This window comes from Sphaerimonospora cavernae, from assembly GCF_042435035.1.
Lineage (GTDB): Bacteria > Actinomycetota > Actinomycetes > Streptosporangiales > Streptosporangiaceae > Sphaerimonospora > Sphaerimonospora cavernae.
In genome coordinates, this window is record NZ_JBHMQT010000037.1 from 19606 (window position 1) to 37478 (window position 17873).

Here is a 17873-nt window from a genome sequence, read left to right on the forward strand (position 1 = left end):
ACAAGAGGGAGTGTCTCGCATGCCGGACGTCGACGACATCGACCACCAGGTGCTGCGTCTGCTCCGTGAGGACGGACGCCGGACCTTCTCGGAGCTGGCGGGCCAGGTCGGACTGTCCGTTGCCGCCGTCAAGCGTCGCGTGGACCGGCTCCGGGAGATCGGCGTCATCACCGGTTTCAGCGTCCAGATCGACTACGCCAAGCTCGGGTGGGGCATCGAGGCCTTCACCGAGCTGCGCTATCCCGGTACGACCCCGGTCAGCGAGATCGTCCGTACGGCCACGGACGTGCCGGAGGTCCAGCAGGTGTTCACCATCGCCGGCGACCCGGACGCGCTGATCCATGTCCGCGTCCGCGATCTCGGCCACCTCCAGCACGTCATCGACCGGCTGCGCCGGGCCGGGGACGTCAACGGCACCAAGACGCTGCTGGTGCTGGGGTCGTGGACCCGTGACGCGCTCAGGGCGCAGCCGCCGCGCCCCCAAATGCCCCGGTGAGCCCGATACCCCGGTGAAAGCGCCGTACCCCCGATCGCCTGTCTGACATATGGTCGCGGTGAGTCACGGATCGGAGGTTGCCAACTTGTCCGTCGAACTGCCGTCCATCCCGCACCGTCTGGGCGACAACGCGCCGCGGCCGTTCCGGGCCGAGCCGGGACGCCCTCGGTGAATGACCTCGTTCTTCGCGAGCTCCACTCCGTTGAGGAGTTCGAGGACGTCTTCCGGCTGTTCGACCGGATCTGGCATCCCCCGCCGGGCGGCGCGCCCGTCACAGTGGAGATGATGCGGGCGCTGTCGCACGCGGGCAACTACGTGGCCGGCGCCTACCGGTCCGACCGTCTTGTGGGCGCGTCGGTCGGCTTCCTGTCGGCGCCGGTGGGACGGGCGATGCACTCCCACGTCACCGGTGCCGTCACCGGTGCCGCGGCCGGAAGCGGGAACGGCTTCGCCCTGAAGCTGCACCAGCGGGAGTGGGCGCTGGCCCGCGGCCTGGAGATGATCACCTGGACCTTCGATCCGCTGATCCGCCGCAACGCCCACTTCAACCTGGCCAAGCTCGGCGCCCGTCCCGAGGAGTACCTGCCGTCCTTCTACGGGCAGCTGGACGACGCCGTCAACGCCGGCGACGAGTCGGACCGGCTACTCGTCGTCTGGCGGCTGTGCGAGCCGCGGGTGCTCGCCGCGGTGCGGCGGGAGCCGTACCGGATGGAGATTCCGCCGGACGCGATGGTGGGGCTCGCCGGCAGCGGCGGCAGGCCGGTGGCGGGTCGCACCGACGCCGCGACCGTGCTGGTCGCCGTGCCGCGAGACATCGAATCCCTGCGCACCGAGGACCCCGAGGCCGCCAGGGCGTGGCGGCTGGCCGTACGCGACGTGCTCGGCGGGCTGATGGGCGAGGGGGCCAGGGTCACCGGCTTCCACGACGGCGCCTATGTGGTGGAGCGCGCCTGACGGGCATCCAACCGGCGGCGAATCGCATTTCCGCCAGTCACGCCGTTCAGCCGACCTTCTCGGCGCCGAGCCGCTGAAGGGCATGGCTGCGGCGCTAGGATCGGAGCTATGTACGGGGGAACCGTCGGGGGACTGTACCGCTGGCCGATCAAGTCCTTACGCGGCGAGCGTCTGCCCGCCGTCCTGCTGGACGCCCGAGGGGTGGCAGGCGATCGGGCGTACGCGCTCATCGACGAGCGTCCGACCCACGCGGGCAAGCGGCTCACGGTGCGGCAGTCGCCCGGAATGCTGGCCTGGGAGGCGGCGTACCCCGCGGCCTGCGACGGCTCCCCCGAGCCGCCGAGCCCCCCGGTGCTCTACTCGCCCGAGGGCGTGCCGTGGGCGTGGGACGATCCCGATCTTCCCGCCGCGCTGACGGAGTCGTACGGCGTCCCGCTGTCGCTCCGGGCGGCCGACGGGCAGCAGGACCGGGGTCCGACCGTGCTGGTGACGTTCGAGGCGTCCCTGCGTGGGCTGGAGGAGGAGTTGGGCACGGAGATAGAGTTGGACAGGTTCCGGCCCAACATTCACCTGGTCACCGACGCACCGGCGTTCGCCGAGGAGACCTTCACGGAGGGCACCGTGATCACGGTGGGCGGGTCCGTCCTCGAGGTGACGGGCGATCGGGCCGGGCCGTGCATCCGCTGTGCCGTGCCGAGCTGGGACCCGTACGGCCGGGAGCGCTGGCCGGAGCTGCAGAAGCACCTCATCATGGCTCACGAGAACAAGTTCGGCGTGATCCTGCGGGTGACCGGTCCCGGCATCGTGCACATCGGCGAGACGGCCGTAGTGACGGCGATGGCGCCACAGCGGTCTCACACCTGAAAGGCGCTGTCAGGGGAACGCCAGCATGTCGAGCAGGGTATGCACCACGCCCGCGAGCGCCCAGGCGACGATGACGCTCACTACGAAGCTGAGGCCGATGGCCATGGCGCATCCCTGACCACCGCCCATCTGGCCGGTGTGGGCCGATCTCTGGGGTTCGAGGCCGTACGAGAGGGGGCGGGGCTCGGAGAACAGGAACATGACGGCCCCGATCTGGCCGACGGTGAAGAGCCAGAACCACGCCCATCGATTGCCGATGCGCGGCCGTGCCGTACCGAGCATGATCAGAAAGGTGACGATCCACGCGAACCTGACCGTCCAGCTCAGATGGGGAACCGGAACCCGGAACGGCCAGCCGGGAAACAGGCCCGTTCTGTTGTTGTGCGCGGAAACGTCCCGCACGACCGGACCGGCCCGCGCCGTGTTGGGAAGCTCCGTGCTGAGTTCCCGCTGCAGATCATGCTTCGTGTAGGTCAGGTTCCACGGATCTGTCAGCCGATACCAGAGGAGCGGGCTGGTGGACCAGCGCAGACCGTTCAGGTGACTGTTGTCGCCCTTGTAGATCACGTACGTGACCCGACCAGTGCGCAGCGCAGCCTGGAAATCCGCGACTGCACGATCGCGCGGGGTCTCGCTGAGAACCGTTACCAGACCACCCCAGAGCAGCACGACCAGCAGGATGACCCGCACCCACAGGCCCACGATCCGGTACGGCTCCCGCATGACCCAAGTTTCCTGGCGCAGGCCCACGTCTCCCCCGAGCCACCCGCTCTTTCAAACCGGCACGAATTTCACCCTGCGCCGATATCGTAAATCACCACGATTCCCCGTGGCCGTGCGGCTTCACGACTACCTGGCCGGCACCGTCGTGACCCACGATCGAGCCCTCGATCTTCAGCCGCAGGACCGACCGGAAGTGTCGTGGCCGCCTGGTAGATGTGGGGCATGGCGGTGAGTGTGGACGAGTTCATGAAGATGCTGGCCGAGTTGCCCGATGTCGAGCAGACCGAGGCGGGCAACTGGGTCTCCCTGAAGGTGCACGACAAGGGCTTCGGCTATCTCTGGGAGAAAACCCAGACCGTGGGGCTCAAGTCGACGATCGAGGAGCAGATGGCGCTCGTCGCGGAGCGCCCCGAGGTGTTCGAGGTCCAGTTCACGGCGGGCCAGTTCGGCTGGGTGGTGGTGCACCTCACGAAGATCGACGCCGACGAGCTCGCCGAGCTGGTGACCGAGGCATGGTGCCTGAGCGCTCCCGAGGAACTGGTCTCCTCGTACGAGGCCAAGCACCCTGTCCTGTCCCAAGCCCGGAACCGGGGAGCCTGAGATGATCATCGTCTCGGGACATCTGTACGTGGCTCCCGAGGTCCGCGACGCCTACCTCGCGGGCTGTGTCGAAGTCGTGGAGCAGGCACGAGCCACGGCGGGGTGCCTGGATTTCGCGCTCGCCGCCGACCTGGTGGAGCCCGGCAGGATAAACGTTTACGAACGCTGGGAGTCCGAGGCCGCTCTCGAAGCCTTCCGCGGTGACGGCACAAGCGACGAGCAGTCGGTGCAGATCCTCGACGCTGAGGTCCATCGGTACCGAATTTCTTCGGTCGAGCCCGCCTGACCTGGACGGCAGGACACACCCGCGCTTGGGCTCTGCTGACCGGGTCGCCAATGGTCGTCCGATCGTCAGTGTTGGAGGCGCTCGAACTGCTCGTCGGTCAGACGCAGATCCGCGGCGGCGGTGTTCTCCTCCAAGTGCGCGATCGTACTGGTGCCGGGGATCGGAAGCATGACCGGCGAACGGCGCAGCAACCAGGCGAGGGACACCTGCGCGGGGGCGACGCCCAGCTCCGCGGCGACCTCCGCGAGCGGTCCGGTCACCGACGCGTGGGCACCGGCGGCGATCGGCGACCACGGGATGAAGGCGATGCCTTCGCGTTCGCAGTAGTCCAGCACGTCCTCGTCATCGCGACGGGTCAGGTTGTAGAGGTTCTGCACGCTCACGACCTCGATGAGATCCCTGACCGCTTCGATCTCCGCGACGGACACCTGGGAGAGCCCGAAGTGCCGGATCTTTCCCTCGTCCTGGAGCTGCTTGGCAGCGCCGATCTGGTCGGCGAGCGGCACCTTGGGGTCGATGCGGTGGAGTTGGAACAGGTCGATGCGGTCCAGGCGGAGCCGCCGCAGGCTCAGCTCTGCCTGCTGACGGAGGTACTCGGGACGGCCCAGCGGGATCCACTCGGCCCGAGACGGGCGGGCCTGCCCCGCCTTGGTGGCGATGACCAGGTTGTCGGCATAGGGATGCAGCGCCTCGGCGAGCAGTTCCTCACTGGTGCCGGGGCCGTACGAATCCGCGGTGTCGATGAACGTGATGCCCAGCTCGACCGCACGGCGGACGAGCGCGAGGGCGGCGGGCACATCGGCCGGCGGCCCCCAGATGCCCGGCCCGGTGATCCGCATCGCCCCGAAGCCGAGACGGCCCACCATGAGGTCCTTGCCGATCGTGATCGTGTCCGGCATCGCCGTCAACTCCCCCTGCTGATCGTCGTCGGTGTTCCTGAGCGTATCGGCAGCCGGCCGGACCCGCGCCACCCGGTGACGGCGCGGGTCCGGCCATTCGGTGGAAGTCCTCAGCGGGCCTCGACGGTGAAGGGCGCCGTGATGACGTGCCCACTCGCCGTGCGGAACTGTCCCCACAACCGGTACAGGCCGGCGCGGGGGAAGTCGGCGTGCAGCCCGAGCTCGGGTCCGAAGGTCTGACCCGGCAGCGCGAACACGGGCCGGCCCTGGTCGTCCTCCACCTCGGCGTGCTCGTGGGCGAAGGCGCTGCCGTCGATCGGCATGATCACGACGTGTCCGGCCGCGGCCAGGTACGGCCTGAGACCGTCGATCGGCCTGCCGGTCGCGGCGTCGGCGAACCGGAAGGTGAACCGGCTTCCCGTACCGACCTCGGCGTCCCCGATGAGCGTGACACGCACTCCGTCCACGACCTGCTCCCGCGGCGACGGCGCGGGCACCGCACCACCGGGCTGTGCCTCCTCGCCGCGCTGCGTCGACCCGTTCAGCTGTGTTGCCCCGTTCAGTTGGGCCGGCTCGTTCAGTTGGGCCGGGTCACCGACCACGATCGCGTGGCGCTCCAGGATGTCGGTCATCTCACCGCGCCGCCGGAACTCGGTGTGGATGAGATAGGTGCCGGCCGTCGGGAACGTCAGCCGTACGGAGAACTCGCCGGGCCGGCCGTCAGGCGCCGGGTGGACGTGCGCGAAGGTGCCCAGGTCGAGCCGCGTGGCGATGAAGTGCATCCACGCCTCGTGGCTGCGCCCGATGTCGTCGACGAGCCGCCCGGACTCGGCGTCGGTCACGCGGACGCGGATGGTGGCCGGCTGCCCGGGGGTGACGTCGTCGGGGACCTCCAGGTCGACCTTCACCCCGGCGTCGTCGGCGTGACGCGGCTCGGTCTCCGCCTTCATCATGACGCTCATCGCCGGGCGCATCGGCATGCCGGTGCCCTGCATCCAGGCGAGGACGCCGTTCATGCCGCGCTGGGCGGTGTCCGTACGGCTCAGCGCGGTGAGTCCGGCACCGACGCACACCGCGAGCGCGGCGATGCCCGTGAGATAGCCATAATCGGCGATCTTGGCCAACACCCGGGCGCGCCCGGTCCGATCCGCGTCGGTACGGCGGAAGCCACGCAGACGCAGGGCGTTGGTGACGACGCTGACCGAGCTCATCGCCATCGCCGCGGCGGCCAGCGAGGGATCGAGGAGGACGCCGTTGATCGGGTAGAGCACTCCGGCGGCGACCGGGATCAGCAGCACGTTGTAGGCGAACGCCCAGCCCAGCCCCTGCTTGATCGTGGTCACGGTGCGGCGGGACAGTGCGATCGCCGAGACGATCCCCCGCAGGTCGCCGCCGACGAGGGTGATGTCTGAGGCGGCGATGGCGACATCGGTCCCGGTGCCGATCGCGATGCCGAGGTCGGCCGTCGCCAGCGCCGGGGCGTCGTTGATCCCGTCACCGACCATCGCGACGACGGCGCCCTCGCTTCGGAGCGCGGCGACGCGGGCGGCCTTCTCCTCGGGCCGGACGTCGGCGATGACCCGATCGCTCTCTATGCCCACCTGCCGGGCGACGACCTCCGCCGTGACCTGGTTGTCACCGGTCAGCATCCATACGTCGAGGCCGAGGGCGCGCAGCCGCTCGACGGCGTCCCGCGACTCGGGCTTGACGGTGTCGGCGACGCCGATCACACCGGCGAGACGCCCGTCGATGGCGACATACATGGGCGTCGCCCCCTGTGCGGCGACCCGTGCGGCCACCTGTGCGGCGGTCTCACGGGCCACCTCACCGGCCACCGCCGCCATGTCACCCGAATCAATGGCGTGGCGCCGCATCAGCGCGGCGTTTCCGATGAGTACGGCACGGCCGCCGACCCGTGCCTCGACTCCGTGGCCGGGCACGGCCTCGAACGACTCCACCGCCGGCAGGTCGAGCCCGCGCTCGCGTGCCTCCGCCACGATCGCCTCGCCCAGGGGATGCTCGGATCCCGTCTCCGCCGCTGCGGCGTACGCGAGCAGTTCGTCGGCGGACATCGCGGTGTCTCCCACGGTGTCTCCCACGGTGTCTCTCACGGTAACGGTGCTGACGTGGGCGACGCTGGGGCGGCCGCAGGTGATGGTGCCGGTCTTGTCCAGCACGACCGTGGTGATGCGGCGGGCCTGCTCCAGGGCCTCACCTCCGGAGATCAGGATCCCGAGCTCGGCCGCCTTCCCGGTGCCCACCATGATCGCGGTCGGGGTGGCCAGGCCGAGGGCACAGGGGCAGGCGATGATCAGTACGGCGATCGCCGTACCGATGCCCATCGCGAGCCGTCCCTGCTCGGGCCCGAGCACGGCCCAGACGGCGAAGGTGAGTACGGCGATGCCGATCACGACAGGGACGAACCATCCCGAGACGGTGTCAGCCAGGCGCTGCATCGGGGCCTTGGAACCCTGGGCGTCCTCCACCAGCCGGACGATCTGCGCCAGCGTGGTGTCCCGGCCCACGGCGGTGGCCCGCATGACCACCGAACCCGTGCGGTTGAGGGTGGATCCGATCAGCGGATCGCCGACATCCCTGCGCACCGGCAGGCTCTCGCCGGTGATCATGCTCTCGTCGACCGTTGAAACGCCTTCGACGACCACGCCGTCGACCGGGATCTTCTCGCCGGGACGGACACGGACGAGGTCTCCGACGACGACCTCCTCGACCGGCAGCTCCACCTCGACACCGTGCCCCTCCGCATTGGCGCGCAGCACGCGGGCGGTCTTCGGCTGCAGCCCCATCAGCTTCTTGATGGCCGTGGTCGTACGCCGCTTGGCCAGGGCCTCCAGCCACCGGCCCATCAGGACGAGTGCGATGACCACGACGGAGATCTCGAAGTACACGTGCAGCGGCAGCCCGAACCGCTCGGCCGCGGCCGGCCACAGGGTGACGAACGCGCTGTAGCCGTACGCCACGGTGGTCCCCATGGCGACGAGCGTGTTCATGTTGACCGCGCCGTGGAGGCCCGCCGCCCAGGCCGCGCGGTAGAACGGCCGGCCTGCCCAGAACTGCACCACCGTCGAGACGACCAGCAGCAGCGGCATCAGCCAGTCCATCGCGTCGATGGGGAGCGGAAGGTACATCAGCACCATCATCGACAGCCCGACCGGGAGGGTGACCTGCCATTTCCGCTTCAGGTCGGTGATCTCACGGTCACGCGCCGCCTCGGCGAGGTCGGCGGGCGAGGCCGGTGACGGGGTCAGTGGCTGGGTCGGCGGCGGGGCCGCTGGTGGCGGCGCAGGTGGGAGCGCCGGCGGGAGCGCGGCCCTGCCGGGGTCCCCGACCTCCCCCACGTTGCCGGTCATGCTCTCGAAGCGAGGGGCGGCGGTGTATCCGGCCCTGCGCACGGCCTCGGTCAGCGCCTCGATCGTGACGCGGGCGGCGTCGTAGGTGACGGTGGCGACCTCGGTCGCGAGGTTCACCTCGGCCACCTCGACGCCCTCGACCCGGCCGAGGGCCCGTTCCACCCGCCGCACGCAGGACGCGCAGGTCATACCGCCGATGCCCAGCGTGCAGGAAGCCTTCGTCGCTGTCGTCATGGCTCAGCTCCTCATCGACATGGGCCCGCCGGCGCGGGCCATCGATGCGACTGTTCCGACCACCGCTTTCCCGGCGCTGCCGGTTCGCTGTCCGAGCCGCTGTCCGAGCCGCTGTCTGACTCATGGGTGGCCGAAATCCGGAGAACAGCAGGCGGACAGCGGATGCCCGCAGGCTGCTCTCATCCCCGGCGGGCCGCATCGGGCGGCCCGCCACCGAGATCCCGGATCGGACTCGCGATCCGGATCAAGATTCACGACAAGGAGCATCCCGTGAGCCAGCTCGTTCTCTCCGTCCCCGGCATCACCTGCGGCCACTGTGTCAACGCCATCTCCGAGGCCGTCGGCGAGATCCCCGGCGTCAGCGCGGTGGAGGTGGACCTGTCGGCCAAGACCGTGACCGTCGCCGGCGCCGCCGACCCTTCCGCCGTGCGCGCGGCGATCGACGACGCCGGTTACGAGACCGTCTGAGATAGATATCTAGAAATGAACACCCAAGAACTCGACACGTTGATCATTGGAGGTGGGCAGGCCGGGCTGGCGCTCGGCCACCACCTCCGGCAGGCCGGTCGCCGCTTCGTGATTCTCGACGCCCACTCCCGGGTCGGTGACACGTGGCGGCGGCGGTGGGACTCGCTGACGCTGTTCACCCCGCGCCGGTACGACGCCCTGCCCGGCATGCCGTTCCCCGGAGACCCGGACGGCCATCCGGGCAAGGACGAGGTGGCCGACTACCTCGAGGCGTACGCGGCGCGGTTCGACCTGCCGGTGCTGCTGGACCACACCGTGACCTCCGTACGCCCGGACCGGCCCACGGGGTTCGCGGTCGACACGTCGGCGGGGTCGTTCACCGCGCGGCAGGTGGTGATCGCCACCGGTCCGTTCCACACCCCGCGGACACCCGACTTCGCGTCGCGGCTGTCCCCCGGCGTGGTGCGACTGCACAGCAGCGACTACCGCGACCCGGCCCGGCTTCCCGCAGGTGACGTCCTCGTCGTGGGCGCGGGCAACACCGGAGTGCAGATCGCCGCCGAACTCGTCGACCACGGCCGGAACGTCGCGCTGTCAGCCCCCACGCTGGGCCTGGCACTGCCGCAGCGGCTGCTGGGCAGAGACATCTTCTGGTGGTGTTCGCTGCTCGGCTTGATGGACTTCGGCGGCGACAGCCGCATCGGACGCCGCCTCAAGAAGCAGGACCCGATCTTCGGGACCGACGTGAAGGCCCTGATCCGGCGGGTGCGGCGGCTGGACCGCGTGGTGGACGCCGACGGACCGGACGTCGTCCTCTCCGACGGAACGCGGCACAGTCCCGACGTGGTGGTGTGGGCGACCGGTTTCCGTCCGCATTATCCCTGGCTCGACGTGCCCGTCCTGGACGACGCCGGCGCACCCGCCCATCGGGAGGGGGTGACCACGTGGCCCGGCCTGTACTTCCTCGGCCTGCCCTGGCAGCGCAATCGCGGCTCGGCGCTGCTCGGCTGGGTCGGACGGGACGCGGAGTCGCTCGCCGAGCGGCTGACCTTCGCAAGCCGGGCCGTACCCGTTTGACGGGTGATCTGTTTCATGCCGGGCCGCACGCGTACCATGTCGGGGCAAACCGGGCAATGTGCCGGGAAGGCCGTCAAGGAGCGACATGGGACACCCGCCCGCCTCACCTGAGGACCTGCTGTGACGGCCGCGGCCTTCCGGGTCCTCGGCCCGGTCGAGCTCCAGGCCCCCGGCGGCGAGACAGGCACGCTGCCCCCGTCCGTGCGGGTCCTCTTGGCCCGCCTGGCCCTCGCCCCCGGACGCGTCGTGTCGGTCGACGGACTGACCGACGCGCTGTGGGGCGAGAACCTCCCGGCCGATGCCACGAACGCGCTGCAGATCCGGGTGTCCAAGCTTCGCAGGGCCCTCGTCGCCGCGGGCGTCGGCGGGGACGTCCTCGTCACCCGGGCACCCGGCTACCTGCTGGCCGTCCCCGCCGAGTCGGTGGACGCGTACCGGTTCGAGCACCTGGTGGGCGAGGCGCGCGGCGCCGCGGCCCGCGGCCTGACGGGACCGGCGTTGGAATGCCTCGACGAGGCCCTGCGACTGTGGCGGGGGTCGGCGCTGGCCGACGTCGGGGAGACGGACTGGGCGCTGGCCGAAAGCGCCCGCCTGGCGGAGTTGCGGCTGGGCGCCGTCGAGGACCGGCTCGAACTCCTCCTGGAGACCGGGCGGCACGTCGAGACCGTCGCCGATCTCGAACGCCTCGTGGCGGACAACCCGCTCCGTGAACGGCTGCACCGACTGCTGATGCTCGCGCTTTATCGGAACGGGCGGCAGGCCGACGCGCTCACCGCCTACCAGGCGCTGCGCCACCATCTGGCCGACGAGCTCGGGATCGACCCGGCACCGGAACTGCAGGCGCTGGCCGAGGCCATCCTCCGCCAGCAGGTGCCGTCCCAGAACCCGGCCAACCCCTCTGGCAGTTCCTCTGGCAGCTTCTCGGGCAGCCTCTTGACCGGTTCCACGGGGAGTTCCTCAGGCGGTACGGCACCGGCCACCGCGACTGCCGCCCCTGTCGACCGGCCCCCGGCGGCGACCGCTCCGACATCACCCGCTCCGGCATCACCCGTTCCGTCCCGGGCTGGGAGCGAGGCTCGGGTGGAGGCAGCACACGCCGACCGGCTTCCCCAGCGGCTGACCTCGTTGATCGGCCGAGACGACGACATGGTCACCACGCTGCGTCGGTTGGCTGAGGCACGGGTGGTGACGTTGACCGGCCCCGGCGGCGTCGGCAAGACGACCCTGGCGCTGGAGATCGCACGCGGCGCGGACGACGCGATCGCCGATCGGGTCCACCTGATCCGCCTGGCCGCGCTGGAGGCCGGCGCCGAAACCGTGGAGACCTTCATCACTGAGCTGGGCCTGATGAGCGGCGGGCCCGGCACCGATTCGATCGAGGCGATCGCCGAACATCTCGGGCCGGGCCGGACCCTGCTCGTGGTGGACAACTGCGAGCACGTCATCGACGACGTCGCCGCCCTGATAGAGCGGCTGGTCGGGCGCTGTCCCGGACTGCGCGTGCTGGCGACCAGCCGGGAGGCACTGGCCATCCCCGGCGAGGTTCAGGTGGCCGTCGGCCCGCTGGCCGTACCGGACGAGACCGAGACCTCGGCGGCGATCTCGGCGGCGCCGGCCGTACAACTGTTCCTCGATCGGGCTCGGGCGGTGCGTCCCGCCTTCGCCCTGGACGCCGAGACGGCGCCGGTGGTCGCGACCATCTGCCGGCAGCTCGACGGCATGCCGCTCGCCATCGAACTGGCTGCCGCGAGGATCAAGGCGCTGTCGGCCGCCGACATCGCGGTGCGGCTGCGCGACAGGTTCTCCCTGCTGACGGCGGGACCCCGCACCAGCGAGGCACGCCACCGCACCCTGCGGGCCACCCTGGACTGGAGTCACGACCTGCTGTCCGACTCCGAGCGCCGCCTGCTGCGACGGCTCGCGGTGTTCCGGGGCGGCTGGACGGTGCAGGCGGCGGAAGAGGTGTGCGCCTTCGGCGGCATCGCCCCCGACGAGGTGCTCGACCTGCTGTTCCGCTTGGTCGACCGGTCACTCGTGGTGCCCGACCCGGCCAACGGGCGGTTCCGGTTGCTCGTCACGGTGCACGAGTACGCCCGGGCCCGCTTGGTGGAGGCCGGCGAGGCGGCGACGTGCCACGACCGCCATCTCGATCACTACCTGCGGCTGGCCGAGGAGCTCGGCCCGCAGGTCCGCTCGCAGGAGCTCGCCTGGTCGCGGCTGACTGAGGAGCACGACAACTTCCGGGCCGCGCTGGACCACGCTGTGGATTCCGGCAAAGCCGGCGGGGACAACGAGCCTGACAGAGTCGGCGAGTCGGGCGAGCGGGACGCGGTCGAGATCGGATTCCGGCTCGCGGGTGCGCTCGTCTGGTTCTGGAGCTACGGCCTGCGCTATGAAGGCGACCGGGCGCTGACCGCGCTGTTGGAGACCGGCGGAGGGTCCACCGCGGCCCGGGCGCTCGCACTGCAGGGCATCGGAGTGCTCAGCGTCTACTACCCGACCCCGCGCTCGCATGCGGCCGTCGAGGAGAGCCTCGCGCTCTTCGAGGAGATCGGCGACCGCCGCAACGCCGCGATCTCCCGGCTCACCATGGTCTGGGCGGGCCAGTACGGCGGAGACGCCGACGAATACCGACGCATGATCGCGAAAGGCCGCGACGAGCTGGGCGACTCCGACGACGGCTGGTGGCAGGCGATGACCCACTACCTCGAAGCCGCGCTGACCCTGCGTCTCGGGGAATTCGAGGAGTCGGCCCGCCAGTGGCGGCACAGCATCGGTCTCCTCCGCTCCACCCGTGATCTGATGCTGGGCAGCGCGGCGCTGGCACACCTCGGTGTCGCCCTGCGTGAGGCCGGACGCCATGCGGAGGCCCGAGCCGTACTGGAGGAGGCCGTCGACGAGAACCGCCGGGTGGATTCCCTGCACGGGCTGACCTTCGCCCTGGTCCATCTGGCGCACACCCGGCTCGACCTGGCGGAAGGCGAGGGCAGGGGAGCCGAGGGGACGGACGGTGAGACGACTGCCGTGCTCAACGAGGCGGACGAGATCGCCAGGCGGGCACGCAATCCCCGCTGCCAGGCGTGGGCGGCCTGGGGTCGCGCCCGCATCGCCCGTACGGGCGGCAACGTCTCGCGTGCCTACGACGAGTGTCGGCGAGCACTGACCCTGCTCGAGGAGCGCGAATTCCCCTGGGCCAGGGCGCGACTGTGGTCGTTCACCGCCGAATGCGCCGCGGCCACGGGCCACCGCGACGAGGCCGCGCAGGCCCGCCACGCTGCCACAACAGTTGCTACAACAGCTGCCCCGACAGCTGCCACAACAGCCGAAACCACCACCTAACCCCCCTCCCCACCCCCGTGATCCTGTACCCACCCCCGTGATCTTGCGAATACTCGCAAGATGGCCTTCCGACCTGCATAGACGAATTCCGTGATCTTGCAGTTTCTCGCAGACGAGCCGTCCGACCTGCGCCTATACACTTGGTGATCTCGCAGTGAGAAGTGCAAGATCACCAAGCATGTTCGCACTGCTCATTGGCCCTGCATGCGAGAAACTGCAAGATCACGAATGAGAAATGTCTGCTCGTGGCTTCGACTGCGAGAATTCGCAAGATCACCACCTTGGGGGGTGGGGCGATCAGGGGGTGAACACGACCCAGGTCATGTTCCGTGGACCTAGGGAATCTCCGCGGCACACCCTTTGCCTGAGCATCCCGAGCAGGGCGCATCGGCCAGGCATACGGCTGAACCCAGGGCTTTCACAAGTTCCCGCTCGTCCACGTCTCCCTGAACCAGCAGGAGACCCCGCGCGGCGTCGACCTCGAATGAAACGACGCCTGGTACGTCTCTGACCAGGCGGCTCACGGCGCGAACGCACCGCCGGCACAGCCTGGCTTGTACGGATACGGTCAACATGTCCGCCTCTTGACGGCTCCCCTCTGCCATGCGATCAGGCTGCCCGACCTTGCTGGCGCCCCGCTGTCCGTCCGCTGTCCGTCCGGCTGTCCCGGCACCTGTCTGGGCGGCCCGGCCATAACCGGCGCCGCCAGCGGGCGGCCAGTCGATGGCCAGCCAGTGGACAGCGCGGCCCGCGACGCTCCTCGTGTCAGATCCGATTCCGGCCAAGGAGCCCGCCGTGCACCTCAGCCTCATGTCCGAACTGCTCCTGCTTAAGCACGCCGAACTGCTGCAGGAGGCCGATAACCACCGATTGGTCACCAAACTACGGCGTTCCTGTGCCGCCAACCGCGCGGCCCGCAGGGCCGCCCAGCGACGCGCCGGGCCCGACTCCCGCTGAGTCGCCCGAGCCCCCGCCCATCCCGCACAGACCGTTCCTCATCAACCGAACTCAACCGAACTCAACGTCGCCCTCCACACCCCCTCCCCCATCCAGGAGCCCGTCATGACCATCAGCATCGCCCCGCCCCTATCCCTCCAGAGCGGATCGGCGCAGGCCGGAACGGCGAGCGCCGCGCAGGCATGTAACGTCGTGAAGATCTACGGCCGCGGCGACACGGCCGTCCGCGCCCTGGACGGCGCCACCCTGGCGATCCCGGCCGGGCAGTTCACCGCCGTTATGGGGCCGTCCGGCTCCGGCAAGTCCACCCTGATGCACGCCCTGGCCGGCCTCGACACGATCGACGGGGGCCAGGTGCTTCTCGGCGACACGGACCTGAGCCGGCTCGGCGAGCGGCAGCGCACGCTGCTGCGCCGCGAGCGTGTCGGCTTCGTCTTCCAGAGCTTCAACCTCGTGCCGACCCTGACCGCGGCGGAGAACATCGCCCTGCCGCTGACCCTCGCCGGACGGCGGCCCGATCAGGAGTGGATCGACGAGCTCGTCGCGATTCTCGGGCTGGCCGATCGGTTGCGGCACCGCCCGACCGAGCTGTCCGGTGGTCAGCAGCAGCGCGTCGCCGTGGCCCGGGCCCTGGCCGCCCGGCCCGAGATCGTGTTCGCCGACGAGCCGACCGGCAACCTCGACTCCCGCGCCGGGGAGGCACTGCTGAGCTTCCTGCGTCGCGCCGCACGTGAGCTCGGCCAGACCATCGTGATGGTCACCCACGACCCGAGCACCGCCGCGTACGCCGACCGCGTGGTGTTCCTCGCCGACGGGCGCGTCGTCGACGAGCTGTCCGCGCCGGCCGTACCAGCCATCCTGTCCCGCATGGCGAGCCTCGACACGTCGGCTCCGGCGTACGCGACCAAGACCGCGACCAAGACCGCGATCGACTCCGCGATCGACTCCGCGATCGACACCGTGATGGACGAGGGGAAGTGATCCCGATGTGGCGTCTGGCCCTCCGCAACGCTCTCGCACATCGCGCCAGGCTGGCGCTGACCCTGATCGCCGTGCTCCTCGGGGTCACCTTCGTGACCGGCAGCCTGGTGCTCACCGACACCTCCCAGCGGCTGCTGGACGACCAGTTCCGTACGGCTACCGCCGGCGTCGACCTGACCGTACGCGACGCCGCCGCCTTCGACTCGGCCATGGGCGTCGAGGTCGAACGCGACCCGCTGCCCCCCACGGTCGTGGATCAGGTCCGCGCGGTGCCCGGTGTGGCGACCGCCCGCCCGGTCGTCCGGGGCAGCGGGCTGCTCAGCACCGACAAGACGGCCGGCGGGAAGGCGATCGTCCCCTCAGGCTCTTCGCTCCTCGCTTCCTGGGAGCCCGCCCCCGTCGGGGCGTTCACGATGCGGGCGGGTCGCCCGCCGGCGGCGGACGACGAGATCGTCATCGACGCCGCGACCGCCGAGGGGCACCACATCGCCCTGGGTGACACCATCACCGTTCAGGCAGAACGTACGGCAGGCCTGCGGGTCGTGGGGCTGGCCGGATTCGGCGGCGCCGCCGGCCTGCCGGGCAGCACCGTGGGGCTGGTCAATCTACCCACGGCGCAGCGCCTGCTCGGACTGGGCGACGGCGTGACCGAGGTCGCCGTCATCGCCGCCGAAGGCATCGACCCCCAGCAGCTGCGGAACCGCGTCGCCGCCGCGCTCGGGACCGGATACGCGGTGGCCGCCAGCCGCGACATCGCCGCGGCGAGCGCGGCGGCGGCGAAGACCCAGGTCGCCTACCTACAGCTCATGCTGCTCGCCCTCGCGGCAGCGGCCCTGCTCGTCGGCGCGTTCCTGATCGCCAATACCTTCTCGATCGTCATCACCCAGCGCACCCGTGAGATCGCCGTCCTGCGCGCCGCCGGCGCCACCGGGGGTCAGGTCCTCCGATCCGTGCTCGGTGAGGCGTTCCTGGTGGGGATCACCGCGTCGATCGCGGGGGGCGGGCTCGGCGTCGCCACAGCGGCCTGGCTACGCGGCCTCGCCGGAGCCTTCGGCATCACCCTCCCCGATGGAGGCCTCATCGTCGCACCGCGAACCGTGATCATCGCATTCTTGGTCGGCATCGGCGTCACAATCGTCTCCGCGATCGGACCCGCCCGCCGCGCGGCCACCGTGGCGCCGGTCGAGGCGATGCGGCTGTCCTCGGCGAGCGCTGCCACCGGAGGCCGCGCCCGTACCGTCATCGGGTGGATCATGACCGGGCTCGGCACCGCCGGCCTGACCGCCGTCATCGCCGGGCCGCGTTCGTCGGTCGGCCTGATCGCCCCGGTCGGCGCCGCCGCGCTCAGCGTCATCGTGGGACTCACCCTGCTCGGACCGGCGGTCACCCCGGTCCTGGCCCGGCTCATCGGACGGCCGCTGGACGCCGCCGGAGTCCCCGGTCGGCTGGCGCGCGAGTCGGCGGCCCGGGCACCGCGACGCACCGCCGCGACCGCCCTTGCCCTGGCGATCGGCCTCGCGCTGATCAGCTTCATGACCGTGCTGGCCACCTCCATCAAGGCGTCGGTCGCGAGCTCGTACAAAGAGGTGATCTCGGCCGACTACGTCATCGAAAGCGCACGCAACGAGATGCTCGGCGGCCTTTCCCACCACGTGCACCATCATGTGAGCGAGCTGGCCGAAGTCGCGGTGGCGTCCCGCCTGCGGTACGGCCACTGGAAGGACGGCGAGGCCACCCGGGCCCTCACCGCCGTGGACCCGGCCACGCTGCCGGAGGTCGCGTCACCGCGCATGGTCGTGGGTGGTCTGAACGCTCTCTCCGGCGGCGGCATCGTCCTGGCGGAGAGCGTCGCCCGGCAGCGACACCTCTCCGTCGGCGACAGCCTGCCGATGACGTTCTCTCTCACCGGCACGCAGCGCATCCCGGTGGTCGGTCTCATGCTCGATCGTGACGCGCACGCCCTGTCCACCGACTACCTGATCTCGCTGGACACGTTCTCGGAGAACTACCGAGAGCACGTCGACGCCAGTGTCTTCGTGAAGATCGCCGACGGGGTGAGTGACGCCGCGGCCAAGAAGGCGATCAACGGCGTCCTCGCCGACTACCCGACCGCGCAACTGCGCGACCAGGCCGCCGCGGTCGCCGGCCGGACCCTGATGATCGATCAGGTTCTCGGCATGGTGACCGCCCTGCTGATGCTCACCATCTTGATCGCCGCGCTGGGCATCACCAACACCCTCGCCCTCTCGATCATGGAGCGGACACGGGAGATCGGGCTGCTGCGCGCGGTCGGGATGACCGGCGGCCAGTTGCGCTGGATGATCCGCGGCGAGGCGGTCCTCATCGCGGCGCTGGCGATCGTTCTCGGTGTCGGTATGGGCATCGCCTTCGCGGCCGGCACGGTCGCCGCCCTGGGCAGCGCCATCGAGGCCCCGCTGGTGCTGCCCGTGGGCCGGCTCCTGGCCATCGTGACCGTGGCCGCCCTCGCCGGGCTGCTGGCCGGGCTACTGCCCGCCCGCCGCGCCGCCAGGCTCGACGTGCTGACCGCGATCGCCGCATCCTGACGGCCCCCCCCCCCCCCCCCCCCCCCCCCCCCCCCCCCCCCCCCCCCCCCCCCCCCCCCCCCC

The 17873-nt window shown here is 70.6% G+C and carries 15 protein-coding genes; 11 read left to right on the plus strand and 4 right to left on the minus strand.

The annotated features are described in order from the left end of the window. The first annotated feature begins 19 nt into the window (after positions 1 to 19). The 3 genes from ACFHYQ_RS17205 to ACFHYQ_RS17215 all read left to right on the plus strand — a co-directional run bounded on the left by ACFHYQ_RS17205 (position 20) and on the right by ACFHYQ_RS17215 (position 2314). Positions 20 to 496, plus strand: a complete 477-nt coding sequence (locus tag ACFHYQ_RS17205; protein ID WP_394302167.1) for an Lrp/AsnC family transcriptional regulator — start codon at positions 20 to 22, stop codon at positions 494 to 496. A gap of 168 nt (positions 497 to 664) precedes the next feature. After that, on the plus strand, positions 665 to 1450 hold the full coding sequence (locus tag ACFHYQ_RS17210) for a GNAT family N-acetyltransferase (RefSeq protein ID WP_394302168.1): 786 nt from the start codon (positions 665 to 667) through the stop codon (positions 1448 to 1450). A 108-nt stretch (positions 1451 to 1558) separates the two neighbouring features. Continuing rightward, positions 1559 to 2314, plus strand: coding sequence for an MOSC domain-containing protein (locus ACFHYQ_RS17215; RefSeq protein WP_394302169.1), 756 nt, complete (start codon positions 1559 to 1561; stop codon positions 2312 to 2314). Positions 2315 to 2323: 9 nt separating this feature from the next. On the opposite strand, the gene ACFHYQ_RS17220 is transcribed toward ACFHYQ_RS17215, so the two are convergent. After that, entirely contained in the window at positions 2324 to 3037 is a 714-nt protein-coding gene (locus ACFHYQ_RS17220; protein ID WP_394302170.1) for a hypothetical protein, read from the minus strand. A 222-nt stretch (positions 3038 to 3259) separates the two neighbouring features. Here ACFHYQ_RS17220 and ACFHYQ_RS17225 point away from each other — a divergent pair, with 222 nt between their 5' ends. Both ACFHYQ_RS17225 and ACFHYQ_RS17230 read left to right on the plus strand, forming a co-directional pair. Further along, the gene (locus tag ACFHYQ_RS17225) at positions 3260 to 3637 is read left to right on the plus strand and encodes an MmcQ/YjbR family DNA-binding protein (protein ID WP_394302171.1); all 378 of its coding nucleotides are present in this window, start codon (positions 3260 to 3262) and stop codon (positions 3635 to 3637) included. Between the two features lies 1 nt (position 3638). Further along, positions 3639 to 3923 carry a putative quinol monooxygenase gene (locus tag ACFHYQ_RS17230; RefSeq protein ID WP_204018202.1) on the plus strand — a complete coding sequence of 95 codons (285 nt, stop codon included), beginning with the start codon at positions 3639 to 3641 and terminating at the stop codon, positions 3921 to 3923. Positions 3924 to 3988: 65 nt separating this feature from the next. On the opposite strand, the gene ACFHYQ_RS17235 is transcribed toward ACFHYQ_RS17230, so the two are convergent. Continuing rightward, a complete protein-coding gene (locus ACFHYQ_RS17235) occupies positions 3989 to 4822 on the minus strand; it encodes an aldo/keto reductase (protein WP_394302317.1) in 834 nt (277 codons plus the stop codon). A gap of 110 nt (positions 4823 to 4932) precedes the next feature. After that, positions 4933 to 8424 (minus strand): heavy metal translocating P-type ATPase, encoded by a 3492-nt coding sequence (locus ACFHYQ_RS17240; RefSeq protein WP_394302172.1) that lies wholly within the window; start codon positions 8422 to 8424, stop codon positions 4933 to 4935. Positions 8425 to 8694: 270 nt separating this feature from the next. Here ACFHYQ_RS17240 and ACFHYQ_RS17245 point away from each other — a divergent pair, with 270 nt between their 5' ends. The 3 genes from ACFHYQ_RS17245 (at position 8695) to ACFHYQ_RS17255 (ending at position 13308) form a co-directional block, all read left to right on the plus strand. Continuing rightward, the gene (locus ACFHYQ_RS17245; RefSeq protein ID WP_394302173.1) at positions 8695 to 8892 is read left to right on the plus strand and encodes a heavy-metal-associated domain-containing protein; all 198 of its coding nucleotides are present in this window, start codon (positions 8695 to 8697) and stop codon (positions 8890 to 8892) included. 15 nt (positions 8893 to 8907) lie between these two features. Further along, positions 8908 to 9969 carry a flavin-containing monooxygenase gene (locus ACFHYQ_RS17250; protein ID WP_394302174.1) on the plus strand — a complete coding sequence of 354 codons (1062 nt, stop codon included), beginning with the start codon at positions 8908 to 8910 and terminating at the stop codon, positions 9967 to 9969. Positions 9970 to 10089: 120 nt separating this feature from the next. Then, positions 10090 to 13308 (plus strand): AfsR/SARP family transcriptional regulator, encoded by a 3219-nt coding sequence (locus ACFHYQ_RS17255; protein WP_394302175.1) that lies wholly within the window; start codon positions 10090 to 10092, stop codon positions 13306 to 13308. A 335-nt stretch (positions 13309 to 13643) separates the two neighbouring features. On the opposite strand, the gene ACFHYQ_RS17260 is transcribed toward ACFHYQ_RS17255, so the two are convergent. Beyond that, the gene (locus tag ACFHYQ_RS17260) at positions 13644 to 14120 is read right to left on the minus strand and encodes a heavy-metal-associated domain-containing protein (protein WP_394302176.1); all 477 of its coding nucleotides are present in this window, start codon (positions 14118 to 14120) and stop codon (positions 13644 to 13646) included. Between ACFHYQ_RS17260 and ACFHYQ_RS17265 the strand changes: the two genes are divergently transcribed. From ACFHYQ_RS17265 to ACFHYQ_RS17275, 3 genes are all read left to right on the plus strand, one after another. After that, positions 14104 to 14265 carry a hypothetical protein gene (locus ACFHYQ_RS17265; protein WP_394302325.1) on the plus strand — a complete coding sequence of 54 codons (162 nt, stop codon included), beginning with the start codon at positions 14104 to 14106 and terminating at the stop codon, positions 14263 to 14265. The two genes, ACFHYQ_RS17260 and ACFHYQ_RS17265, sit on opposite strands and share 17 nt — an antisense overlap. A 105-nt stretch (positions 14266 to 14370) precedes the next feature. Then, on the plus strand, positions 14371 to 15246 hold the full coding sequence (locus tag ACFHYQ_RS17270; protein ID WP_394302177.1) for an ABC transporter ATP-binding protein: 876 nt from the start codon (positions 14371 to 14373) through the stop codon (positions 15244 to 15246). A 5-nt stretch (positions 15247 to 15251) separates the two neighbouring features. Further along, positions 15252 to 17810, plus strand: coding sequence for an ABC transporter permease (locus ACFHYQ_RS17275; RefSeq protein WP_394302178.1), 2559 nt, complete (start codon positions 15252 to 15254; stop codon positions 17808 to 17810). Positions 17811 to 17873 lie beyond the last annotated feature (63 nt).